We start from the raw sequence: 23,928 nt of genomic DNA on the forward strand, positions 1-23,928 counted from the left end.
CGGTTACTCCTGGTGTGCAGAAAACCTGCTTAATGTGCCTATCTTACTCCCTTAGGAAGGCTCTAGCAGGGGATTTGCCCTAAAGCCTTACGCGTACTCTATGGTAACGGGGGTATGGTCGCTGGGTTTTTCCCAGCGGCGGGGTTCGAGGTCGATGGTGCAGCTGAGGGCGCGATCGCCGAGGGCCTCTGATAGGTAGTGGTGGTCAATGCGCCAGCCCATATTGCGTTGAAAGGCGGCGGTGCGGTAGTCCCACCAGCTGAAGTGCCCACCCTCATCGTTAAACAGGCGAAAGCCGTCCCTGAGTCCGACAGACAGTACTGTCCGCAACGCCTCCCGCTCCGTTGGGGAAGACATAATGTGTTTCTCTTTGCCCTCAGGGTTATAGATGTCTTTGTCTTCTAGGGCAATGTTGAAGTCGCCGCAGACGTTGAGGTTGGGATACTCCGCCAGCAGTGCCGTTAGATACTCCCTAAGGCAGGCCAGCCAGCGCAGCTTGTACGCGTACTTCTCGCTGCCGATGGCGCTGCCGTTGGGCACGTAGAGATTCACAATATAGATGTCGCCCCACAGCCCGGCAATCACCCGCTTTTGGTCGTCTAGATCGCCAACGCGATCTTCTCCCAGCACCGCAGCAAAACCGTACTGCACCTCCTCTAGGGGCTGCCGACTGAGCAACGCCACCCCGTTGTAAGACTTTTGCCCGTGGATGTAAGCGGTGTAGCCCAGCTCCGCAAAGGCCGCAGCAGGAAAGGACTCATCTACCACCTTGGTCTCTTGCAGACACAGCACGTCCACGGGGTTGGTTTGTAGCCACTGAGTCGCGTGGTCGAGGCGTGATCGAATGGAGTTGACGTTCCAGGTAGCGATTTTCATCGGCGGCGGCGAAGGCAGTCACAATGGTTTAGCTTAAAGAGTGTACCGCCTCTGCGTTTCCGCAGGGTGGCCAACAGCCAATTGCTCTCCCATGTCAGATCAACCCCCGGAAGGCAAAGCCTTAGTCAAAGAAGTCTGTCGCCGCATTCGCCTCGCCCGCAGCTACTGGGATGCCCACAACAACGCCGCCTGTCGGGGTGAGCGAGAAAAAGCGCTGGCCCTTTACAACACCCTAACGAAAGAGCAAAAAGACCAAATCCCCCAAACCCTGCGGGTGTGGCTGCGCTACCGCAGCGAAAAGTATTTTGGTGCCCATCAAACGCCACCGGGAAATAAGGGGCGATCGGCCAAAGGGCGAAAGCGATAGGAGACGGTCGGTTTTTGGTAAGATACTGGCAGTTCTTAGGAGGATTAGCTAGTTAGTAGAGCCCTGCGTTCTCGCAGGTGGCCGAAGGCCAATCGCACCGCAACGGTGCATCGCATACAAAGTAAGGGGAATTAGCTCAGTTGGTAGAGCGCTGCGATCGCACCGCAGAGGTCAGGAGTTCGAATCTCCTATTCTCCATTCCCAAAAACACCTCAAACCACCACACAGCAGGGATTGTAGCCTTTGTTGCTGTTGTTATACTTTGGCCATTTTTGGATCGATTTAGGCGTTTTTAGGGGAAGGAGATGGTGCGCCGTTCGCCCTCAATGGTGAGCACAGTATCGCCGTGGGCCTCAACCAGACTGGCCCCAGCGCTCACTGACTGGTATATGCACCAATGCCTCAGCCTATAAGGGCCAGCACGGCATGAACCGTCAGGTGGGCGATCATGGCGGTCTCTAGCCCGTAGCGCCAGAATAAATACCCCGCAACCACTGCAACCAAAGAATTTTGGATCAGCAAGAACCCCAAGAGAGGTGGGGTTAACGGCAGTCCTAGGGCGATCGCATAGGGTAAGTGGGCCATAGCAAACATCAGGGAGGAGACGGCAATGGCGACGACCACCCATCGGGTCTGAGGTTTACCCTGGCGCTGCTGCCCCAATCGCCAGCCCAGCCAGACCAGCAGCGTCATCAGTCCCCAGCGGATCAGAATTTCTTCGGTGATACCGCCGTAGAGAAATCGCACTAGCAGCGGGGTGGGCTCAGCCGCCCCATAGGCTGGTGGCAGCAGCGGGCGAGACAGCAGGGCGATCGCCGTCAGTAGTCCGCCGCTGATTAACCCACCCACCACACCGGGCAACAGTTGAGGAACCATGGCTTGCCGCCACGATCGCCCATCGGCCAGCGCCTCTGCCCCCGGTGCCATTAGCCCTAGCTGGTGAGCTAGGAGCACACCTGTCAGCACCGCTACCGACACCAAAATCGTGGGCTGCACCAGCATCAGTAGCCTGACCACGGCGGCAGGTGGGGCGCCCTCTGGGAGCAAGGGTAAGGGCAGCAACACCAGAGTCATCACCCCAGCCATGCCCGCCAACCACAGCAGCCCAAACAGTCGCAGCCGAGTGTTTTTATGCTTAACCATGACTCTGTCCTCAACGTCATTCTAGAATTGTTATCAAGCGTCCGCGAACTTATCGTCATAGGGTGCAGGTCGTCCCTTCGTCGGGCAGATTGATATTGATTAGGTAGTCGTCGATGCAGGCGTTTCCGGCGACGAAGACCACACCGTGCTGTTTGCCCTCGACGGTGAGCAAGCAAACATGGTTTTCCTCCTCGTGGAACTATTGGCGCTAGGTCGTGCGTACTGCACAACCCAGCATAGGATGTGGGTCAGCGGTCTCCCGTCGGCAGGGTGAAGCTCGGAGTGCCGGGGGACAGCTGCTTCGCGTAGAGCCGCCGGTAGGTGTCCAGCCATGTGGCCGGGTCGCCAGGTGTCGGTGTGTCGTTGGCCGGGTCGTCCAGGGCGATCTCGAGCCGCACGTCGCTGACGGTGATTGTTTCAAACGACGGTGTATCGATCCAGTCATTGTCGAAGGCTAGCGAGGGCTGAATGGTGCCAATCTCGATGGCCAACGCGTGACCAGCCAGCAGCGTCCAGTCGGTTGATCTGAGGTCGAAGCTGGTCGTGCCGGGGGGCAGCACCGCCACCTGCTGATCGAACATAACGGCGCTGCCATCGGGGGCAACGTCGTAGAGTGCGACCATGACGTTGCCGTAGCCCTCGATCTCAAGCGATACCCGCGGCGCGCCAGTAATGCGAACTGGCTGCTCAAGCGGCTCAGACCAGACGAAGAAGCTGTTGGATGCCTTGGCTGCGGGGTCGGCGACCGCGCCGTCGTCGAGGTACGACCCGCCGCCGAGCGCGATGGTGGCGGCGTATTCCACGACCGGCCAGGCGTCCTGGGCGCGCCAGGTGCCGGTGCTGCCCTGAACCGCGTAGGCCGGGTAGGCCACCACCGGTTCGATACCCTTGAGATACTGGTCATAGAAGGACATAACTTCTTCAAACCAGCCTTCGCGGCCCATCTTCAGTTTCCCATCGTCAGTACGCTCATTGCCCCGTACGTGGTCCCACGGGCCGAGCCAGCCGCGCTGCGGCCCCTGGTGGTTCGTGAGAAACTCCTCGATCGCCTCGGCTTCGGTGTTCCACTCGAGGAAGCCCTGCGTGACGAACAGCGGCGTGTCGGTGCCCTTAGCCTGTTCCGCCAGGTCACGGGTCATCCAGTGATCGGACTCGGGATCGGCGATCTGGTACTTGAGCAGATTGTCAAATTGGCATACTAAGCCTGGGGTCGTCTTCTCGTACTCGGCATTCGTCCGGTAACGCTCGTCGTCGTCCGGCATCTGGGGCAACGTCGCAAGGGTGTTATAGAAGCTGGGGATGCTGACAATTGTTGCGCGGGGGACGCCGTTCGACCAGAAGTTGCGGTACACATCCCAGATGGGTTCCTGCGCGACGACCGCCTTGAGTGCGTCGTGGTTGAGGTTGTTGCCGATCAGGCCGGTGATGGCGTCGGCGGACTTGCCGTACATCCCGACGGCACCCGTTGACCAAGGCTGCGTCGCGGCCCAGTCGATTGCGGCCCTGACATCGGCCTGAGCACCCGGCCCCACAAAGTCCATGCATCCGGTCGAGCCGCCGAAGCCGCGCAGGTCCACCATGACCAAGGCGTAGCCGCGCTCGAACAGGTCGGCCCCTTCGATCAAGTCATTGAAGCGGTTGGAGGGGCCGGTGTGCGCGTGGTTTTCTAGTTTCTCTTGGCCGGAGTGCCCCAAGTATGGCCCGACCACCAGAATCACCGGCACCTGCTCGTCTGGGGCCAGTCCTTCGGGCAGGAGCACATCGGCGTGTAGTTCAACGTCGGAGCCATCCGAGGACGGAAAGTAGTGCTGCGTCCAGGCCGCGCCTTCCGGGACGCGGTCATTCTCGGCGTGCGTGACCGCTCTGTCGGCGGTGGCAACCGCAGCAGTCGCGATTACCTCTGGCCTGGGTGGCGGCGTGGCTGTGGGTTGCCGCGCGGGGGCAGGTTGCTCTGCCGGAACGCTCCCCGGCGCGGGCTGCTGCGCGGCTGCGAACTGGCCGCAGGCGCTAAAGACAAGCAGCAGTGCCCCAAGCAGGGGCAGGCTTCGGACGTAGGTCGTTCCTTTGTGCATGGGTTTCCTCCAGGCGCGTGCGGTTGGCGCGGGGTTGTGTGTGCGTTCCACGGAATTGGGCAGATGGCTCGAAAACAAGCGAGTCATGGGTAGACACTCCTTTCGCACGATGGTGATTATTCAGGCCGCTTTGGTGAGCACCAACACGAAGACCGTGGGCAGGTTGTTGGACAGCGTGGGCGATGACACTAGGCCGGCCGACCCACTGCGGCGATGTAGCTCGGCAAAGACAAGACCCACCACCACCGCCACAACAAAAATGACATTGAGGCCGTGAGCGAGAGCGAAGATCAGGGTGCTGCCACAACGCCAATCAACGGGCCGTAGCGCAGCAGCGCGTTATTGATAACACCCCGAAAGATCAGTTCCTCGACGAGGGGCACGAGAAGACCGATAAACAGCGTGGCCAGAACCAGCGACAGCACCCCGCCGCTGCCACCCTCTAGCAGGGTAGGAATCCAGCGTCCTTCTCCCCCTGTGGCCGCAATTAGCTCCTTCAGCGGTCTGTCAACCGGCGCGTCGCTAGGGGCAGCGCACCGAGCGGGGTTTCCATCTCGATGGTGCGCCCGTCAGCACCCTCGATAAACCTGAACACATAACCAATCAGCGGCTGGGTGGTCGCGATAAAGCGGTTCTCGCCCAGAGGAAGCAGTTCTGCTGAGAAGCGAATCGATTGAAAGCCGGACTCGAGCATCAGGGTGCGGCCACCAACCACGCTCACCTGGGTCGGCTGAGGATCCGCGAGGCCCTCGTACGTGCCTGCCAAAGGCACAAACTCGTCCGGTTCGGGCTGGTAGCTGCGCGCCGCCTCCAGATCAGCCTTACGGCTGGCGTTGTCTTGACCTAACACCTTGAGTTGCGCCTGTAAGGTGGCGTTCACGTCGGGGCTGGAGCGACCGAGCAAGAGTTGGGCAACGTGCAGGCGCACGGTCTCCATAAAGATGTTGGCCCCTTCGGCGTTGGCGAAGACGACCACGCCCGAACGGCTTTCGGGCAGGAGGGTCACGTTAGCCGTAAGGCCGTCCACGTTGCCGCTGTGCTGCACCAGCTTCTCCCCCAGAAAGCGTTCAACGCCCCAATAGAAGCCGTACTCGGCGTCCGTGACGAGCGCGGGCGGCACGTCCTCCGGGCGCGCGGCTACCGCACGTGCTCGGGCGGCGGAGGTGCCCGGCAGGCTGAAGTCGGGGGCGGCAACCTGGCCCTTGTGCATCTCCGTTAGGCTCGCTTGAGTCACGAGTGGTGCGCCGTCGCCGAGCTGGAAACGCACGTAACGGGCCATCTCGGCGGCGCTTGCGTTAATCGCTCCCGCCGGGGCGTCGGCCCCATAGTTCAGGAAGTCGGCAGTTTGCAGGCCGTTCAGCACGTCAAGTACGTGCGGTAGGGCGATGTTATCCTGCCGTTTAAGCTCCTCTACAGAGAGCGTCGCCGTGCTCATGCCTAAGGGCTCGAGTATGCGCTCGCGGGTGAAGTCTTCCCACGACCTTCCCGTGGTCCGTTCGATGATCTCCCCGGCGATGATGGTGTTGACGTTGCTGTACACGAACACTTCACCTGGTTTACCGACCAGCGGAGTGGTGGCGGCGGCCTTGATGACGTCCGCGGCGGTGACGCTCGTGTCGAAAGTAGAGGCGTCGGTCCGCACCAGGCCGGTGGTGTGGCTGAGCAGGTGTCGGACCGTCGCCGTGCGGGTGGACTCCGGGTCGGAGAGCTTAAACTCGGGCAGGTAGGTCTTGACAGGCGTGTCGAGGTCCACGCGGTTCTCCTCAACGAGCAGCATCATGCCAAGCGCCGTGAACGACTTGGTGGTCGAACCGATGGCGAACTGGGTGTCGGGCGTGACGGGTGCTCCAGTGGTCACGTCACGGACCCCGTAACCCCGGACGTAGCTAATTTCGCCGTCTTCGACGACCGCGAGCCCGACGCCGGGAACGTCGTAGGCGCTCATCATCTCCTTGACGAAGGTGTCGAGCTGAGCCGTGTCGAACGAAGGCTGGGCGAGGAGGGGAAAGCTTACAACTGAACTGACGAGGACCGCGACGATAGTGAGCATCAAGTATCGAAACGTTCCGCGGGAGAGCGCGTATATGTGCATGACAAACCTTATTTAAACTTTGAATATGGTGCGGTGGGCGGGGTGTTTAAGGTGCTGCAGACCGACTAGTCGTAAGCGGAGTGTAGTCAACGCCTCCTTAGACAGCCTTTCCTACCTCAGCCGCTGATTATCATCAGCAAAATTGCTTCCGACTATTAACTCTATGCTGTCGATTTCATCATCAGCTTGTGCTGAATAGGATTGTTTCAGCAACTCAGCGACTTCCTGCGCGATCGCAATCAAGGCGTAATTAACGTTAGAGTCATGGAGAGAATCAGTCTGAGATATATCCCCATGCTCAAAACCATTCTTGTGCTGTAATCCTGAATGCATCATCGGACTACTCTCAATGAAATGCTGATTTTTCATCAACTGGCTTATTCGATACCGTCAGCGCAGAACGCCAAAAATCCTTCATGGTTGCCTAAGTGCGATCGCCGCGTCTGCCGCTTCTAAGATGGCTTTAATTCTGCTTCGGTAGCCAGCGCGGTACGCACACCGGCATCAAGATTCATCCGGTCTATAACAACTCAAGCTCAGCGACCCGGCCAACAGTGACAGCGTGGATTGCAACCGGAGCGCGAGAGCCGGGTTCGCTGCAGTGCCTTGTTAGGCAGCAAAATCACCGCGCACCCCGGCTGACGCGACGAAACCAGGCCCCACTTGCTGCTCCTGCTAAAGCGATTGTGGAGTAAGCCGCTACAAAAGCGACTCCAACAAGAATGAACGAACTGCCGGGCAGAACTGGAATAAAAAGCATATACGTCAGTTGACCAAGCATAATACCGGCATAGTGTGACCAAACATGTTTAGGCCGAGCAAAGCCAACGGTAAGGCCAACAATAAGAAGTGCTGCAGAATAATAAAAACCTTCCGCATCCCACGGCTCGACCTGCTCGGATAAAGATGGTGACAAGGCCCAGATCATTGCGCCGCCCACAAACGAGAACAAAAAGTTTATCGCTAACTCTCTTTTCATTGGACTTTCTCGGTAATAAAGTACTCAGAATCTCAATGGACAAATAGGCTACAAGAAGATTTGGAATCGGCTTAAGAATTGATTGCTTTTCTTAGTTCCGATCAAGTCTATTTTTCACCCTCGCTGCCTAACGACCAAGCTCACCGGACGCAGATAACCTTGAAAACTCAACTGATCAAGTTGTAGCGTTCCGGTGCAGCGCATGATTAGGCGTCGTAGGCTGCTATTACAATCGACTATTGCGCTACATACCCGCCATCTACCATCAACGTCTCACCTGTTGTGAACGATGCCAGGTCAGATGATAAAAACAGGACTGCATTTGCAACTTCAAGCGGTGTTCCAATTCGCCCGATCGGGTGAAGTCCTGCCATGTAAGCTCTAACTTCATCCTGCCCACCTGTCGCTGCTTCAAACATATCTGTTTCGATTACCGCTGGTGCAACGACATTGATGCGAATCCCCGCTTTGGCATATTGAAGCGCAGCCGCTTTTGTTAAGCCTATTACTGCACTTTTACTCGCGGTGTAGAGGGGGAAGGTAAGAAATGCAACGACTCCATTTGCAGATGCCGTATTGACGATCGCACCACTTCCCTGTTTCAACATCTGAGCGATTTCATATTTCATCGACAGCCAAATGCCCTTGACATTGACGTTCATCGTGCGATCGTATTCCGCTTCTGTTTGCTCAATCAGTGAAGGGTTTTCGCCGATCATTCCTGCATTGTTAGAAGCAATGTCCAACCGACCAAAAACGTCAACCGCTTTATCAACCATTGCTTTAACATCGGCTTCTTTCGTGACATCTGTTTGCACAAAGATAGCCTCTCCGTCAGCTTCCTTGATCAATCGAACCGTTTCTTCACCTTCATCAATTCGACGGCCAACAACAACAACCTTTGCTTGTTGCTGGGCGAAAGCGATCGCAGTTGCTCTGCCAATGCCCGATGTGCCACCAGTCACTAAAGCCACTTTATCTTGCAGTATCATTCTGTTTCTCCTGTTTCAATCAACATTGACTTTCAAAAATTGAACTTCGATCGCATCTCAGCCCATACCAGCGATTGCCATCACCGGGATAGTGAGCAAGTTGAAAACGACGTGAACGACGACGGCGGGTCAGACCGAGGTTTTGATGACGAAAGCCCTTAACTCGACCATCTTGTCGCCGCGAAAGCGCCAGACATCGCAGTACGAGTAATGAGCCGCCTTCCCGTCTTCGTCCTTCAGTGTGATGTCGCCGAGTGCCGTGACAAAATCACCCTCAGCGATTAAATTGGTGACTGTAAACTTTGGCGGTTCTATGTATGTCTCTGCCATATATTGGCGAACGGCTTCTTTTCCGTTGAGGGTCCTGTCGCCTACAAACGTCCATTGCGTGTCGTCGGTGCAGAATGACAAGAATTCTTCATAGTTGCCTGCTGCGTTCGCCGCATTTGCCGCTTCTAAGACAGCTTTATTGTTCTCTGACATCTAAATCTCTCCTCTGTTCAAGTGGATGCTTTAACGGAACGGTCTCTCTACCAGCTATTCTTCTCCTCAGCGTAGTGAGCGATCGCCCATCATCATCTGCCGCTAGCAACCTTTCGTACTCAACTAACTATCTTTGTATGGTTGGCGTGCAACGGGGTTGTTATACGAGTTCCAATCAATGTTGACCTTCAGCATAAAATCAAACTCCGATCCGTTTAGAAATTACCTGAACTGATAGGGCTGTGGTCAATCAGTACTAGAATTCTATCTTCTGGGCGAAGCAGTCCTCCTAAGCCGATTTTTGAATTTTCAGACATAGCTATAGATTTCCTTATAAAAATCGATGGTTGCAGAATTTTCTCGGCTGATAGTAACGTAAAGCAATGAAAGCTCCCACGAATGCCGCTTCAGATTCTTGCCTAACTTAACTTCAATATAATGATTTCCAAGACTCGATTCTTTCAGATTCTTATGGTGTTTGCAAATCTGCTTGGGGGTCTTTCCCGTGAATCGCTTGAAGTGCTGCGTCAAATGGCTTTAACTGGAGAAGTCTATTTGTAGGGCAACATCTGCGCTAAGCGAAGCTATCTAGGAGGGTTATCGCTAAAATCCGTTTTTACCCATTCAGCCAAACTTGCAGAACCAATTTCATACCCGTTTTCTCTGTCTTGTTACCCTAGCAAGACTTAAGTTGAACCATGCCCGCATATTTCAATTGTTTAGGAGTGGCGACATTTGCATTCCAACCAGTTCAATGGAGCGTATCAGTTGGGCGTGGTTCATCCGCGCATTGTCCATTTGAAACGTTACTCTCGAAATGCCGCCGATTGCTTACAGGATTTCGGCTTCAGTGTTCATCACAAAAGGACCATAGCGCACCACAGGTTCATTCAGCGGCACTCCAGCAATCAGCAATAGATCAAGGGGCTGGGTGGCATCCGCAGGATTGGCGATCGCCACTTTCTCACCATCAGGTGCAAAAATCACCATTTGCCCATCCTCACCCCGTTCCTGCTCAGTACCAAACAAACCAGACCCATCGAGGACATAGGTAAAGGCGTTGTACTTTTTCGGCACCGATTGAGCAATGCTTGCTCCCGCCTGTAGCGTGAAGTGCAGGTAGATAATCAGGGTGCGGGTTTCAATCACCGCTTTCGCCCCCAACGCTTTTTCCGCAATCACGCGCACCGTCACGGACCCATCCTTGGTCTGAGCTACCGGAATCTGCGCTGATGGAATTTCCTGATAGCGAGGAGCAATCATCTTGTCTCGCTGCGGCAAGTTGACCCACAGTTGAATGCCGTGCAGTCGCCCACCCGTGCGGGTAAACTCAGCTTCTGGCAATTCGGGATGCACTACGCCTGCCCCAGCGGTCATCCACTCCACATCACTGGGATTGAGCAGTCCGGCATGACCGACCGAGCCCTTGTGTTCCAGCCGTCCATCCAGGACGTAGCTGACGGTTTCGGTTTGACAGCATTCGAGAGAGCGATCGCTCAATGCCCGAACTGGAGTCGATGTGTAGGATATAGGACATGATCATCCTCCGTGTTTGTTGGTTAGCGAATAGGTAATTGAGTTCGTTTTAGGTGAAAGCGATGCCTAGCTGAAGAAAATCTTTTACGCATTCTCTATGATTAGCTTCCGAGTCAAACCAGGCTTTTCATGCAGCCTGTGTGCTTCTGCCGTTTGAGCTAATGAGAATGTCTGCTCAATTCGAGGAGATAAAATACCAAGATTCAACCATTCAACTAGCTTAGACAAGTCAGCTTGATTGGGTTTATTTTCTACCACGATTGGTTTGATGACTCGATCTTCAGTGTAAGGACCTCCTGGCTTCCACCATTCTGGAAGTACGGTTGTATAAGCTCCACCATTCTTCACGGCACTGAAAGTCTGATGGGCAATGTCTGCTCCAACCAGATCGATCGCCCCATCAACGCCTTCAGGTACTACTTCACGAACAGCATTGTTCAAGCTTTGGTCAACTGGAACCGCCCATTCAACCCCTTGGGTACGTGCTTCTTCTACTAAGTGAGGTGATACAGGGGAAATCACTTTTAATCCTAGCTGCCGTGCTATCTGACTAGCAAAGCCGCCCACTGCACCCAGTGGATTATTAATCAGAATCAGTTGTCCAGGTGATAGCGAGAGGGCTTTAACGGCTTGAAGAGCTGTAATACCGGCTAGAGGAATGGCAGCGGCAGTTACAAAGTTGATGGTTTCAGGCAGTTTTACAATCTGTGTTGACGGAACCGCAACGAGTTCTGCATGAGTACCTCTGCCGCTGGAAGGCTGCTCTGAAATCAGTACGACGCGATCGCCTCTAACAAAATCAGTCACACCATCTCCTACATCTTCAACAATTCCTGCGGCATCCCACCCCAAAATCATGGGAAAACGATGTGGTTCACTTGATAAAATACGCCCTTGTCGAACGCCAATATCAACAGGGTTCACGCTGGATGCATAGACTCGTACCAATACTTCGTTAGTACCAGGTACTGGATCAGGCATTTCAGTCAGATATAGAACATCAGGTGTTCCATAATGGTCAAGAACAATAGCTTTCATTGCTTTTTTAGGAATGAGGTGAACGAAGCTTGAGGTAGATAAATACTGACCGTTGAGAGTTGCTTGTTTGTGATGCAGAGTTTATCTGCGGTGGATGATAGACAATGCTATTGGGGAGAAAGGGTTTTAGCAACTCGCCAAGGTCACCAGAACTTCGCGCCGCTCATGGCGGCCATGAACGCCATCGGGTTCCAGTATTCGCGGTAGTTGACAATCAATCCATTCTTGAAAGTCATAAACGTGGCGTAGCTCACTTCATAGGGTATGGTTCAGTCCGGTTGTGTTGCTGTCGCTGATCGGGTGCTCCGCTCAAGCCACCCATGCAGGTATTCATCACATAGGGACCAACGCCCAGCGGCTTCACAGTCGTGAAACCCGATGCGCTTATGGCCCGCAGCCAGGGCCATAAGCGATGAAGTTTCGATGCTCGTCGGAGACTTCTTCTGCGCGATCAGATCTTGATGAAGTTGTGCGCAGCCAATGAACCAAACGGCAAAGACGCAATCGTGCCGCCAGCTTCCAGAGTGCCTAGATCTACAGGGAAGAAACCCGTGCCGTCAATGATTTTTCGCACTTGGGTTTTGGCATCGACGTCGTCACCTGAGTAGAACAGCACCCGCTGTCCACCAGATACTTTAGGCTCCTGCAATAGGTTCACCTCCAGATGATTAAAGGCTTTCACTACGCGTGCACCCGGTACGTATTGCTTGAACACCTCGCTGGAGAACTTGCCGCCTAGATCAACAGCCCTAATACCGTAGGCTGCCAGCGGATTTCTGGGGTCTTTGGCATCAGGTGAATCGGGGTCGAGGAATTCAACTGAGTTGGTGCTGTCAATAACGATGCGACCATTCCATGCAGGCAGGGCACTAAATACCTTCTCTGCATCGACCCAGCGCACAGCCGCAATGACGATGTCGGCGCTGGCGGCTTCGGCAACAGTGCCAGCCTTTATGGAGGGGCCCACTTCGGCCACAAAGTCAGCCAGCGATTCCGGTCCGCGTCTGTTGGCTATGGTGGCTGCAATGCCATTTTTTGCCAACATGCGCGCTAGGTTCGAGCCGAGGGCTCCTGAACCAATAATTCCGATACTCATATCGATGTTTGCAGAGTTTTCTTGACCAAGGGTACTGTCAGACATGGGAGGTTTCTCCTTTGTAAATCGATTTAGCAATTACTATTTTTCAATTGTTTAAGAGTGGCGACATTTGCGTGCCAATCAGTTCAATGGAGCGCATCAGTTGAGCGTGATTCATCTGCGCGTTGTCCATTTGAAACGTTACCCTCGAAATGCCGCCGAGCGATTCGCTGTGACGGCGAATTTTCTCCGCCACTTCTTCGGGACTGCCAACCAATAACGCGCCGGTCGCACTGCGCTGCGCGTCAAAAGCAGCGCGCGTAACCGGCGGCCAGCCTCTCTCTTTGCCGATTTTAGTGAAGGTTTCGGCGTAGCCCGGAAAGAACTCTTCAACGGCTTGCTCGGTCGTATCGGCGACGTAACCGATTGAATGCAATGAAACTTTCAATGTTTCGGGCGCGTGTCCGGCGTACTCTCCGGCATTGCGGTATAAATCTATGAGCGGGCGAAAGCGGTGCGTTTCGCCGCCGATAATGGCGACTACGAGCGGCAGTCCAAGCATTCCGGCGCGGCGGAAGGATTGCGGCGTACCGCCGACCCCGAGCCAGATGGGAAACGGCTTTTGCAGCGGACGCGGATAAATTGCCTGGTTTTCTAGCGCGGGGCGAAATTTGCCCGACCAATCAACCGTTTCGTTGTCCCGAATTTTGAGCAAGAGTTCGAGCTTTTCAGCGAAAATCTCGTCGTAATCGCCGAGACTAAATCCGAATAGCGGAAAGGCTTCGGTGAACGAGCCGCGCCCGACCACCATTTCGGCGCGACCTTTTGAAATCAAATCGAGCGTGGCGAATTGTTGAAACACGCGCACCGGGTCAGCCGCGCTCAGCACCGTAACCGCGCTGGTTAGACGGATGCGCTCGGTGCGTGCGGCAGCAGCGGCGAGAATAACCGCGTTTGCCGAATCTAAAAATTCATGCCGATGATGCTCGCCGATACCGAAGATATCCAAGCCGGAACGATCCGCCTGCTCTATTCTCTCCAGCAGTTCGGCGACAGACTGCGCGGCATCTGCTGCTTCACCATTTTCACTCGTTCCAACCGAGGCAAAACTGTCGATTCCAACTTCCATGTCATTTCCCATGCGTTTTGCGAATGAAACTATATTTGGGACAATTCCTGTGGGATAGCCGTCCCGGCTGTTCAATCTCCAGCAATCGCGATCACTGGATGCGCTGAATCGAGCTGATGTTGTCTTGCAAGCCTAGACCGCTCAGGTCGCTGTAGCTGCCGGTGCCTAGGGTACGGCAGTTGCCTCGGTAGCGGACGTCTGAACACAGTCGCCAGGTGCCGCTTTGAATGCGCACCGAGGAGATCTGATCGTTAAGCCCCCGAGGGATCAGGTTGTAGATTGAGTCAGAGACCGTGATGCTGCTACCACCGTAGTTAACGTCGAGGTACACCGTGATCAAGCTACCGCTAGACCCACTGCTGCCCGAGCTATCGCTGCTGACTAGCTGCATTGAGCTGATGGTGTCTTGCAGCCCCAGGGCGCTGAGGTTGCTGTAGCTGCCGGGACCTAAGGTTTGGCACCTGCCCCGGTAGTTTACGTCGGCGCACAGCTGCCAGTTGCCACCATCGATTTGGATCGACGAAATGGTGTCGTTGAGCCCACGGGGGATGAGATTGTTAATGGAAGTAGTAAAGACGGTATTGTTACCGCTAAAGCCAGGGTCTGAATAGACGGTAATGCGGGGGCTAGCGCCGCCACCGACCGACGGCGTAGTGGTGGTCTCGGGCTGCATGGAGGTAATGGCATTGGCTAGCCCAAAGGAACCCAACGACGAGTAGTTGCCCGGGCTAAAGGTTGTGCAGTTGCCTCGGGAGCCAAAGTCAGAGCAGACTTGCCAGGTGCCCGAGACCACAACCATTGATTCGGCGCGATCGTTAAAGCCCTGGTTGTTTAAGTCACGCACCCCAAAGGAAAACGATCGCTGTTCACCACTAAAGTCAGGCCCGTCAAATAGAATAATTTGGGTCGTTTGGGCGATCGCGCCGGGCTGAGCCAATAGGGCACCCAGTATGCCAACCACTATCCACAGCCAAAATGTTTTTTTCATACTTGTATTTATCAACACTCCGAACAGTTTTTGGGAGCCAACGGCAGAATGGGAGTTTCAGCCCTCTTCCACAGTGGTTTAGTCAACGAGAGATCAGGGGTTTCAGCGCTTGCCCAGACAAATGTCCGGACTATTGATGAAATAGACTTAATCCGAAATAGTAGAAAGCCTTGCTGTACGAGTTAAGTGTGGCTGTTCTCTCGCCCAGCAAAGACGCCTAACCATCGTCAACTCAGAGGGGTCACGCTAATATCGCGATCTGAATCATCAGGGAGCGGAATGAATTCAGTTTCATCGGGAACTGCCGGGAAGCGGCGGTCTTGCCAATCTCGTTTTGCCTGCTCGATACGCGCTGAGCGGCTCGACACAAAGTTCCAGTACTTTGTGCGATCGCCCACGGGTGCCCCGCCGATAATCATTGCTTTTGCCTCAGCCTCCGCCCGGATATCTACTGATTCATCCGGCGTTAAAACGGCTAAACGATATGGCTCTAACGGCTCTCCATTGACGAACAGGCCGGATGTGACGCTATAAACGGCCCTTTCTAAACCTTCTATTGGCTCTAGCTGAAATTCACTACCCTTTGTGAAAACGAGCGCTAGATAAAGAGTAGCCGAGTAGGTTTTGACGGGTGATTGGTGAGACTGGTAGCTACCGGCGATCAAGGTCGCGCTGGTGCCTGTTTGAGTCCACCTCGGCAAATCAGTCGCCGGATAATGTGAAAAGCTGGGTTCAACTTCTTCAGCGGTTTCGGGAAGGGCAACCCAGGTCTGAATGCCATGAAGAGTAGATTCTTTCTCTCTAAAGCTCTCGGGCGATCGCTCAGAATGAACAATACCTTTGCCCGCTGTCATCCAGTTCACCTCGCCCGGAAAGATCTCTTGTACTGTGCCTAGACTATCTCTATGCAGAAGGCTTCCCTCAAACAAATAGGTAACCGTCGCTAAGTTGATATGTGGATGAGGTCTAACATCGACGCCTTTTCCAGGCGGGAAAATAGATGGGCCTAAGTGATCAAAGAAGATGAAAGGGCCAACCATTTTTAGGGTTTCACTCGGTAAGATGCGCTGTACGCTGAATCCACCTAGGTCGTGCTTTTCAGGCGTGATTAATTGCTGAATACTCATTTTTGTAGGATCCATTCTTAGTTGACGTTGTGGACAAAGGTACAATCTTAATTCTGTTGCTGCCTCAGACTTTTGCCTAACTTAACTTCAATGTAATGAGTTCCAAGGCTCGATTTCTTTCAGATTCCTATGGTGCTAACGAATCTGCTTGAGGGTCTTTCCTGTGGAGCGCTTGAAGTGCTGCGTCAAATGGCTTTGACTAAAGAAGCCAACTTGTAGGGCAATGTCTGCGTTGGCGTGGCCTGTGCGTAGCACGTATCGCCAAATCTGTTTTCGATAATATCAATTTCGACTGTTACACGCGCTGTTGCATCACGTACTGACAAGGAGACATTCCCATTGCTTGCTTAAACAAACTCGCAAAGTAAGTCGGGCTAATATTGATTACTTCTGCAAGCTCAGTCAGTGACAAATCTCGATCGCGTAGCGTCAGCTCTGCCGAATCAGGGTGAGTACGAACATAGCCAAGTACTTGCTGTAATCGAGCGTGCGTTAAGCCTTTGCGCTTGGCTTCAAGGGTTGGCGTTGTAATGGTTTAGCATAGTTCAAAGATTGAAAACTTGCTCAACAAAACAGACAAAAGCTAGTTATTGCGCACTCGATCACTGCAATATTTTGCATTGCCGATCGACTACTGCGCTGCATACCCACCATCTACCATCAATGTTGTACCTGTTGTGAACGATGCCAGGTCAGACGATAAAAACAGGACTGTATTTGCAACTTCAAGCGGTGTTCCAACTCGTCCGATCGGGTGAAGTCCTGTCAAGTAAGCTTTGGCATCATCTGTAACTGCATCAAACATATCTGTTTGGATTGCCCCTGGTGCCACGCTATTGATGCGAATACCCGCTTTGGCATATTGGAGCGCAGCAGCTTTGGTTAAGCCTACTACCGCATGTTTACTCGCGGTGTAGAGGGGTATGTTAGGCAGTGCAACGACTCCAACCACAGATGCCATATTGACGATCGCACCACTTCCCTGTTTCAACATCTGAGCAATTTCATATTTCATCGACAACCAAACGCCTTTGACATTGACGTTCATCGTGCGGTCATATTCCGCTTCTGTTTGCTCAATCAATGAGGGATTTTCGCCGCCCATTCCTGCATTATTAAAGGCAATATCCAACCGACCAAAAACGCCAACCGCTTTATCAACCATTGCTTCAACATCGGCTTCTTTCGTGACATCTGCTTGCACAAAAATAGCCTCTCCACCAGCTTCCTTGATCAATCGAACCGTTTCTTCACCTTCATCCATGCGACGACCTACCACCACCACCTTTGCTTGTTGTTGGGCATAAGCGATCGCGGTTGCACGACCAATTCCTGAAGTTCCGCCAGTGACAAGCGCGACTTTTCCTGAAAGTTTTTGTGACATAATGTTCTACTGGATACGTGATTACTAATGTGATCGTCAAATCGGCAATTTACTTACCAGTAAGCCCGCGAATTGCTTCGCCCTGATGACAATGCTGGGTCGGTCGAGTGCAGTGTCGGATTGTCCCGTCGCCCGCTCCGCCTGATGAATTCAGCCTGGAATAAGTAGGTGCGCCTAATTAAACGTAGTCCTGGATCGCTGTAAGCCTTGCTGTACCGTGGCCAACATGCCGATGAATTAGGTCTACCTACTTACGGGCGATGACCTTGATCTCGAAGTCGAACCCCCCGAGCCAGTTGACGCCGATCGCCGTCCAATTCGGATAAGGCGCTTCCGGGAAGACTTCGCTTTTAACGGTCATGACCGTGCCAAACTGATTCTCGGGATTGGTATGAAAGGTCGTCACGTCGACGATATCGTCAAGCCCGCATCCACCCGCTTGCAGGGTCGCCTCGAGATTGGAGAATGCCAGGCGAACCTGAGCCTCAAAGTCCGGCTCGGGCGAGCCATCGCTGCGACTGCCGACCTGGCCGGACACAAACAGGAGGTCACCTGATCTGATCGCTGCGGAATAGGTTTGTGACGTGTAGAGGTCATGCCGACCGGCGGGGAAAACGGCGTCACGCTGGGCCATGTGGAATGCTCCTGTTGTGGGTCGCTGAAAATCTGAGAGTTTTTGTGACATGGTGTTTTCCTGGTCGAGTTTACGGAAAACGTAAGGCATGGTGATTAAGGCTTATACGTCAATCAGGCATTCTTGTGACTGTTCATCCAAGTACGAAAGTGGAATGGATGATTGCGTTTAGATGTGCGCGATAACCTTCAGGACGCAGCGCTGATCAATTCCTCGCTTTTTGCCCAAAGCTGCTTAGCCTTGTTAGCGTCGAGCGCATACGACCTGACACCGTCGGCAAACGGATTGGGCGTGTCATTAATCGGCGCGATCGCGCAATCTTCGAGATAATGTCCACCGATTTCGTCTTTATTCGCCACGACTGCTGCCCAGACCGATGTCGCGGCTGCCTGCGGGATTTCTTTCAACTCTTTCGGCGGCAGACCCGCTTCGGTGCGCGCTGCGTCAACGGTCTGCAAAAGCCCCTGCAACTCCTCTGGCGAGAAATGGCGGGGTAGGTCCGTGAGACTGTTTCCGGGCATCACCGAAGCAGCCCGAATGCCGCGATCGCGATGCCGCCTGTCAAACTCCACAGCGAACAGAGAATTGGCGGTTTTCGATCGGCTATAAGCGACCCATGGATCGTATGCCTGCTGCTCAAAATTTGGATCGTCCAAGTCGATATCGGCACCGCGATGTGAGAGCGACGACAGGACTACCAGCCGTCCATTATCGACGAGCAGCGACTCGATCCCATTGATCAGGGCGAAGTGGCCAAGATGGTTGGTTCCGAACTGGACTTCAAAGCCATCGATCGTCCGACCGAACGGAGTTGCCATAACGCCAGCGTTGGCAACGATAGCATCGAACGGTTGACCGTCAGCCAACAGTTTATCCGCACAGGCACGAATGCTTTGCAAGGATGCCAGATCGAGATTGATCAACTCCAGGCTGCCGCCCTGCGACGCGGCATCACGAACCGATGCAGTGGCTGGCTCAGCTTTAGCGAGGTTCCTGACCGCGCCGACGACGCTAGCGCCGTGAGAGACCAGTGAGCGGGCGGTTTCAAGCCCAATGCCTGATGATGCACCCGTAATGAGAAATCGCTTTCCCTTGAGATTAATGCCCGTAAGCACCTCGTCGGCGGTCGATTTTGCACCAAATTTTTCAGCCATTTCTTTTCCTTTCGTTAATTGTGAATGTAAAAGTTTTGATCTTTCGCCTACCCTACGATCAGCGTTCTTAAACCGCGACAACCACCCGTTACCAGTGCAACTTTGCCTGCAAGTATTGTCGTCATGATGGACTCATTTAGATGTATTACTGCTCAATCAAACACTGCGTACTACCTGGATACTCTTGAGGAACCAACGGTATGGAGAGTGATCGAGCGGATGATGCAGGTCGATCGCCACTTGGCCGCAACATTTTGCACTGCCGATCGACTACTGCGCTACATACCCACCATCTACCATCAACGTTTCACCTGTTACGAACGATGCCAGATCAGATGATAAGAACAGGACTACATTTGCAACTTCAAGCGGTGTTCCAATTCGTCCGATCGGGTGAAGTCCTGTTACGTAAGCTTTGGCTTCATCCTGTCCACCTGTCGCTGCTTCAAACATATCTGTTTCGATGGCTGCTGGTGCAACGACATTGATGCGAATACCCGCTTTGGCATACTGGAGCGCAGCAGCTTTTGTTAAGCCTACTACTGCATGTTTACTCGCGGTGTAAAGGAGTTGGCTAGGAACGGCAACGACTCCAGCCCCAGATGATGTATTGACGATCGCACCACTTCCCTGTTTCAACATTTGAGCAATTTCATACTTCATCGACAACCAAACGCCTTTGACATTGACGTTCATAATGCGATCGTATTCCGCTTCTGTTTGCTCAGTCAATGAGGGATTTTCGCCGACTGTTCCTGCATTGTTAAAGGCAATATCTAATCGACCAAAAACGCCAACCGCTTTATCAACCATTGCTTCAACATCGACTTCCTTCGTGACATCTGCTTGCACATAAATCGCCTCTCCGCCAGCTTCCTTGATCAATCGAACCGTTTCTTCCCCTTCATCCATTCGACGGCCAACAACAACAACCTTTGCTTGTTGTTGGGCATAAGCGATCGCCGTTGCTCTGCCAATGCCCGATGTTCCTCCGGTCACTAAAGCAACCTTGTCTTTCAGCATCATAGTAGTTACCTCTTGTTGTGAATGGTTATGTTACTTTGTCAAAAACTTAATAAGCAATACGTGTAGGAGCCAGCAATAAGAAGCACCTCCCACAACCAGGATGAGTACGATCCTGGCTGTGTGCCCCATAAATTCAGTCTCGCCAGTTCCATGCCGATCAATACTGACCTACGGCGATCGGCAACTCACGTTCAATGGTTCGCAATCGTTGCGAAAAATCATTCAAGATACGTTGACGAACTGCATCTGTTTGGCGAACGGGGGCATAAACAATCTGCGGAGCAAGAACGTCAAAACCAACGAATTGCAGCATCCCTCGCTGAATTGGGCGCAGAATAGCATGGATATCACCGTTCAAACCGCCCGCAAGATAGTCTTCTTCTGTGCTACCTGTGGTCAACGAGAGCATTGCTTGCTTACCTCGAAATCTGCCCGTTTCATAAATATGTTCATTACCGTAAACACGCCCCATAACAAAGACGCGATCGACCCATCCCTTCAAAATTGCAGGGACACTGAACCACCACAAGGGGAATTGCCAAATCATCAGATCGCACCATTCCAGTTTTTGGATCTCAGCCTCAATTTCTGGAATGAATCCTCCAACTTCAATTGCATACATCTCTTCAAGTTGCTGCTTAAAGTAGTCAGGATCTTTGACAGACGTAAAGTTGCGGCGATCGGATGCAGGGTCAAATCTCATGGTATGGAGATTTGAATATTGAACGTCATGCCCAGAGTCTTTGAACGTGTCAATTGCTGTCTGAAACATTGCTCCGTTAAAGCTTTTCGACTCTGGGTGTGCAAGAACAATCAAAACCTTCATGTGAGTTATCTCGTTTTCTAAGTTTCTAAACTTTTGCTAGGGCTGGATAATCCAGATAGCCTTTTTCACCACGGGTATAGAACGTAGCTGGGCCAGGCGAGTTGCGATCCTGGTTGCAAAACGGCGGGTTTAGGCGTTGATATTTGCTGGCTCCTACACTTAGTCGCGATCGATTAGTGTGTTTGAAGGCAAGTTGGGATCGATTACCTTACGCGCACTGTCAACGCCCACGACGGGAAGTGTACTCGGATCGAGCAAGCCGACTTGAACCAATACACTTGCCTGATCCCAGTAAATGTGTTGGTGGACTATTTTGCCGTCACGAAACCGAATAATCGCAACTACTGGCACTTCCACCCGTTTTTCGGTGGGAGCAACGCCAGGTAGCATCCAGTCAATCTGGATCGTATGAGTGAACTTAGCCACCATTTCATCCACGAGTTGATCTGTCCCGATCGTGCGCGAGATTGGGGTCAATTCCATGTCCGGCGGCATCTGTGGAATGAGGTATTTGGAGTAAAACTCGCGCAGTGCTGGTTTCCCGACTCCCCCAATCAGTACCGGGATGTGGTTAACGTAAGCATCTTCAACCATCATAGCGAGGGCATCTTCAGTACTGTGAGTGCCAAACTCGTACTGTAAATGCTCTTCCCAAAGTGTTTGCAAAGACTCCTGGGCTGGTGTCAACTTGGTAGTTGCTTGTAAATTTGCTTGTCCGTCTACAGTTTTCTCTTTGACCATGATTAAATACTCCTGGTTTTATTTATCTAAAGTGCCTTGAATTCCAATGCTTGACTGCTTTCAGATTCTTAAAATGATTTGTCAGTTTCTTGTGGTGTTAGTGAACTTGTTTCAATGGACGTATAAGCATTCAGCGTCTGTTTCGCGAATTGGTTTGGCGGTTTTTTCACCTTCTGCGTCGCGTCTACCGGAGAACACGTCTTTTGCTTCAGCAGCACCGAGCGCGCGCTGCTTCGCTGATACCGTAAGGGTTGCAGTTGCACGACCAATTCCTGAAGTTCCACCAGTGACTAACGCCACTTTATCTTGAAATATCATTGTGCTTTTCCTAGCATTAATTTTGTTGCATTGATCTGAAGTGTACTAAGCTCCAATGCTTAATTTCTTTCAGATTCTTAGGGTGAAGAGCAAGTTCGTTTCAGGATCTTCTGATTTAGACACTAACGTTCAGAATTCATTTGCCATGTAATCACAATGATTTCTACAAACAGTAAGACAGCTATTAGCCGTGAAAGCGCTTGTAAAATGGCTTCCATCGTCCAGTTCTGACTCTGAACTTCCCAGATCATCCAAACAATATTGAACCCAATCACCAACCAGGGTAAAATTACCGCTGAATTCCGTCCGCGATAGAGGCGGATCGTCGTCTCGCGCCAAAATGGGAAAGTGCTGAGGAGACAAGAAATGTAGGAAGCTCCTGCACTGATGAATAAGCTAGTTTGAAGACCCGAGGGCAGATTTGGGTATCCAAGCGCGATCGCCGTCAGACAAACTCCGAGCGCCAGATACAGGAAGGTAAACAAGGTAAAACGTTTCATTCTTTCTCCAATAGAGCTTATTCTCTGTACCAGACACGTACACATTGAAAGCAATTGATCGTAACGCCTTGACTGATTGTCACTGGGTGGGAACTATTACTGACCGTCAATCCGTAGTCGCCATTCCTTGTGCCTTCTATCCGATCGGGTAAAACGACAGTTTCAACATTGATCACCTGTATCGTTGTACTTTCGATCCACCGATTGATAGCACTCACAACCTCAGAGAAGGATTCATAATCAGAAGCTCCGCCGAAGGGTCCCCGTTCAGTAATGCGAGGCACAAAATCTTTGTACTGAATCATTTTTCCACCACCTTAAAACTGTAGAGTTGGCTTAGAGTCTCCGTGGATAGTCGCTCCCGCCCTGCGGAGTTCATTCAAAAACCATTCGGTATCCGAGAGCAGTTCGGGTAGGTAAAGTCCAGGGCGGGCAGGAGCGCGGTCGTTCAGTCCTAATACCGACACGAGAGAAAGAACGACGCTCAGACCCGTTAGTGAGGCTGCGCCATACTTGAACTCCAGCATCGATCGCGAACGCTGCGTTCGACCATCGACTTCGCCCTCAATTTCGACGACGATCTCGGTCGCGGCCTCACCGCCCCGGTGGCGACTGGATGATTTGTCAGTCACTAGGTCGAAACGTACATTTGGTGCCCCAGTGGCAGCATGGAGGCTAGCGATATCGAACGTGGAAAATGCGGTGGCATCAAGTGAGCGACCGTCAATTGATTCGATCTTGCCCTTTGCTGCGTCGCCGGACAGCCATACGCGCCGCCCACCCTCGAATACCATTGCGGAGGGAGCAGCCCCGTGTACCCGTTCCATATCTTCGAGCGATGCTGGACCTGCTGGATCATTCTCGTCGAGAATTGCTCCGATCTGGATGGAGTGAATAACCTCGAAGCCTTTGACACTGTTGAGTGCCAGAAACACAGCCGCACCAGCCATCCAGTGACTGGCGAGCACGACGGGTGCTGCGGCCGCACGATGCGCGAACATCGCCAACTCAGGTCCGATTTCGGTGAGGGCAGCGTTGATGTTCAGGTAAGGGATGCCCAAATCCTGCGCGTAGCTCAATCCTTTGAGCCCGGCTTCGGGAGCCAACATGACCACAGCAGCTACTGTGACATCATCACCGAGACCCAAGTGGGGCTTATCGAGATCTATGGCAACGGCTTCGGCAGTGCCCACTTCCTGGGCGACTTCACCTGCCGATTGCAGGTTCCGTCCTCCGACGAGCACTCGAACGCTGGGGTGGCTCTCGCGGAACCACCTGACGGCATTGCGCCCCACGAAGCCCGATCCTCCGGCAAAAAGTACCTGTCCTAAAGCCACCTGATTCTCAAGTATCATGATTTTTACCTCTTGTTATGAAACCAGTTTCATTTACTTGAGTGTGATGACTTCCAACACTCAGTTTCTTTCGGATTCTGATGGCGCTTC

The 23,928-nt window shown here is 52.9% G+C and carries 27 protein-coding genes, 1 tRNA gene and 1 pseudogene; 2 read left to right on the forward strand and 27 right to left on the reverse strand.

Going from position 1 to position 23,928, the window contains the following annotated elements; genetic code table 11:
- Positions 1 to 87 precede the first annotated feature (87 nt).
- Positions 88 to 876 carry an exodeoxyribonuclease III gene (gene xth, locus IQ265_RS25700; protein ID WP_194058902.1) on the reverse strand — a complete coding sequence of 263 codons (789 nt, stop codon included), beginning with the start codon at positions 874 to 876 and terminating at the stop codon, positions 88 to 90.
- A gap of 91 nt (positions 877 to 967) precedes the next feature.
- On the opposite strand from xth, the gene IQ265_RS25705 reads away from it, so the two are divergent.
- The gene (locus IQ265_RS25705) at positions 968 to 1,243 is read left to right on the forward strand and encodes a Precorrin-3B methylase (RefSeq protein ID WP_194058904.1); all 276 of its coding nucleotides are present in this window, start codon (positions 968 to 970) and stop codon (positions 1,241 to 1,243) included.
- A 125-nt stretch (positions 1,244 to 1,368) separates the two neighbouring features.
- Positions 1,369 to 1,441 (forward strand) — tRNA-Ala (locus tag IQ265_RS25710).
- Between the two features lie 204 nt (positions 1,442 to 1,645).
- On the opposite strand, the gene IQ265_RS25715 is transcribed toward IQ265_RS25710, so the two are convergent.
- From IQ265_RS25715 to IQ265_RS25830, 26 genes and pseudogenes are all read right to left on the reverse strand, one after another.
- The gene (locus IQ265_RS25715; protein WP_194058906.1) at positions 1,646 to 2,386 is read right to left on the reverse strand and encodes a CPBP family intramembrane glutamic endopeptidase; all 741 of its coding nucleotides are present in this window, start codon (positions 2,384 to 2,386) and stop codon (positions 1,646 to 1,648) included.
- Between the two features lie 55 nt (positions 2,387 to 2,441).
- Entirely contained in the window at positions 2,442 to 2,558 is a 117-nt protein-coding gene (locus IQ265_RS29150) for an alpha/beta hydrolase (RefSeq protein WP_228038505.1), read from the reverse strand.
- Between the two features lie 76 nt (positions 2,559 to 2,634).
- Positions 2,635 to 4,458 carry a CocE/NonD family hydrolase gene (locus IQ265_RS25720; RefSeq protein ID WP_194058908.1) on the reverse strand — a complete coding sequence of 608 codons (1,824 nt, stop codon included), beginning with the start codon at positions 4,456 to 4,458 and terminating at the stop codon, positions 2,635 to 2,637.
- A gap of 290 nt (positions 4,459 to 4,748) precedes the next feature.
- Entirely contained in the window at positions 4,749 to 4,883 is a 135-nt protein-coding gene (locus IQ265_RS29155) for a CPBP family glutamic-type intramembrane protease (protein WP_228038507.1), read from the reverse strand.
- 71 nt (positions 4,884 to 4,954) lie between these two features.
- Positions 4,955 to 6,508, reverse strand: coding sequence for a serine hydrolase domain-containing protein (locus IQ265_RS25730; protein ID WP_228038523.1), 1,554 nt, complete (start codon positions 6,506 to 6,508; stop codon positions 4,955 to 4,957).
- Between the two features lie 153 nt (positions 6,509 to 6,661).
- Entirely contained in the window at positions 6,662 to 6,886 is a 225-nt protein-coding gene (locus IQ265_RS25735) for a hypothetical protein (protein WP_194058912.1), read from the reverse strand.
- A gap of 286 nt (positions 6,887 to 7,172) precedes the next feature.
- Complete coding sequence (locus IQ265_RS25740; protein WP_194058914.1) at positions 7,173 to 7,529, reverse strand: hypothetical protein; 357 nt, start codon at positions 7,527 to 7,529, stop codon at positions 7,173 to 7,175.
- A 236-nt stretch (positions 7,530 to 7,765) separates the two neighbouring features.
- Positions 7,766 to 8,521 (reverse strand): SDR family oxidoreductase, encoded by a 756-nt coding sequence (locus tag IQ265_RS25745; RefSeq protein WP_194058917.1) that lies wholly within the window; start codon positions 8,519 to 8,521, stop codon positions 7,766 to 7,768.
- A gap of 129 nt (positions 8,522 to 8,650) precedes the next feature.
- Positions 8,651 to 9,004 carry a nuclear transport factor 2 family protein gene (locus IQ265_RS25750; RefSeq protein ID WP_194058918.1) on the reverse strand — a complete coding sequence of 118 codons (354 nt, stop codon included), beginning with the start codon at positions 9,002 to 9,004 and terminating at the stop codon, positions 8,651 to 8,653.
- Positions 9,005 to 9,835: 831 nt separating this feature from the next.
- Positions 9,836 to 10,471, reverse strand: a pseudogene (locus IQ265_RS25755) (pirin-like C-terminal cupin domain-containing protein); the annotation flags it as partial.
- 153 nt (positions 10,472 to 10,624) lie between these two features.
- Positions 10,625 to 11,578, reverse strand: coding sequence for an NADP-dependent oxidoreductase (locus tag IQ265_RS25760; RefSeq protein ID WP_194058919.1), 954 nt, complete (start codon positions 11,576 to 11,578; stop codon positions 10,625 to 10,627).
- A gap of 451 nt (positions 11,579 to 12,029) precedes the next feature.
- On the reverse strand, positions 12,030 to 12,674 hold the full coding sequence (locus IQ265_RS25765) for an NADPH-dependent F420 reductase (protein ID WP_194059011.1): 645 nt from the start codon (positions 12,672 to 12,674) through the stop codon (positions 12,030 to 12,032).
- A gap of 88 nt (positions 12,675 to 12,762) precedes the next feature.
- On the reverse strand, positions 12,763 to 13,785 hold the full coding sequence (locus IQ265_RS25770; RefSeq protein ID WP_194058920.1) for an LLM class flavin-dependent oxidoreductase: 1,023 nt from the start codon (positions 13,783 to 13,785) through the stop codon (positions 12,763 to 12,765).
- A 91-nt stretch (positions 13,786 to 13,876) separates the two neighbouring features.
- Complete coding sequence (locus IQ265_RS25775) at positions 13,877 to 14,773, reverse strand: beta/gamma crystallin-related protein (protein ID WP_194058921.1); 897 nt, start codon at positions 14,771 to 14,773, stop codon at positions 13,877 to 13,879.
- Positions 14,774 to 15,000: 227 nt separating this feature from the next.
- Positions 15,001 to 15,900 (reverse strand): pirin family protein, encoded by a 900-nt coding sequence (locus IQ265_RS25780; protein WP_194058922.1) that lies wholly within the window; start codon positions 15,898 to 15,900, stop codon positions 15,001 to 15,003.
- Between the two features lie 135 nt (positions 15,901 to 16,035).
- Entirely contained in the window at positions 16,036 to 16,155 is a 120-nt protein-coding gene (locus tag IQ265_RS30920) for an AraC family transcriptional regulator (protein ID WP_347405022.1), read from the reverse strand.
- A 40-nt stretch (positions 16,156 to 16,195) separates the two neighbouring features.
- Complete coding sequence (locus tag IQ265_RS29165; protein ID WP_228038512.1) at positions 16,196 to 16,312, reverse strand: AraC family transcriptional regulator; 117 nt, start codon at positions 16,310 to 16,312, stop codon at positions 16,196 to 16,198.
- Positions 16,313 to 16,531: 219 nt separating this feature from the next.
- Entirely contained in the window at positions 16,532 to 17,284 is a 753-nt protein-coding gene (locus tag IQ265_RS25790; RefSeq protein ID WP_194058923.1) for an SDR family oxidoreductase, read from the reverse strand.
- 247 nt (positions 17,285 to 17,531) lie between these two features.
- Entirely contained in the window at positions 17,532 to 17,918 is a 387-nt protein-coding gene (locus tag IQ265_RS25795; RefSeq protein WP_194059013.1) for a RidA family protein, read from the reverse strand.
- A gap of 188 nt (positions 17,919 to 18,106) precedes the next feature.
- Entirely contained in the window at positions 18,107 to 19,072 is a 966-nt protein-coding gene (locus IQ265_RS25800; RefSeq protein WP_194058925.1) for an SDR family NAD(P)-dependent oxidoreductase, read from the reverse strand.
- A 270-nt stretch (positions 19,073 to 19,342) separates the two neighbouring features.
- Positions 19,343 to 20,098 (reverse strand): SDR family oxidoreductase, encoded by a 756-nt coding sequence (locus IQ265_RS25805; protein ID WP_194058927.1) that lies wholly within the window; start codon positions 20,096 to 20,098, stop codon positions 19,343 to 19,345.
- Positions 20,099 to 20,255: 157 nt separating this feature from the next.
- On the reverse strand, positions 20,256 to 20,924 hold the full coding sequence (locus IQ265_RS25810) for an NAD(P)H-dependent oxidoreductase (protein WP_194058929.1): 669 nt from the start codon (positions 20,922 to 20,924) through the stop codon (positions 20,256 to 20,258).
- Positions 20,925 to 21,083: 159 nt separating this feature from the next.
- The gene (locus IQ265_RS25815) at positions 21,084 to 21,665 is read right to left on the reverse strand and encodes a nuclear transport factor 2 family protein (protein ID WP_194058931.1); all 582 of its coding nucleotides are present in this window, start codon (positions 21,663 to 21,665) and stop codon (positions 21,084 to 21,086) included.
- Positions 21,666 to 21,776: 111 nt separating this feature from the next.
- Positions 21,777 to 21,983, reverse strand: coding sequence for a hypothetical protein (locus IQ265_RS25820; RefSeq protein ID WP_194058933.1), 207 nt, complete (start codon positions 21,981 to 21,983; stop codon positions 21,777 to 21,779).
- 122 nt (positions 21,984 to 22,105) lie between these two features.
- Entirely contained in the window at positions 22,106 to 22,483 is a 378-nt protein-coding gene (locus IQ265_RS25825; protein WP_194058935.1) for a hypothetical protein, read from the reverse strand.
- 317 nt (positions 22,484 to 22,800) lie between these two features.
- Positions 22,801 to 23,838: an NAD(P)-dependent oxidoreductase gene (locus tag IQ265_RS25830; protein ID WP_194058937.1), complete on the reverse strand. Its 1,038-nt coding sequence runs from the start codon at positions 23,836 to 23,838 to the stop codon at positions 22,801 to 22,803.
- Positions 23,839 to 23,928 lie beyond the last annotated feature (90 nt).

Origin of the sequence: Nodosilinea sp. LEGE 06152, assembly GCF_015207525.1 — a bacterium.
Taxonomy (GTDB): domain Bacteria; phylum Cyanobacteriota; class Cyanobacteriia; order Phormidesmidales; family Phormidesmidaceae; genus Nodosilinea.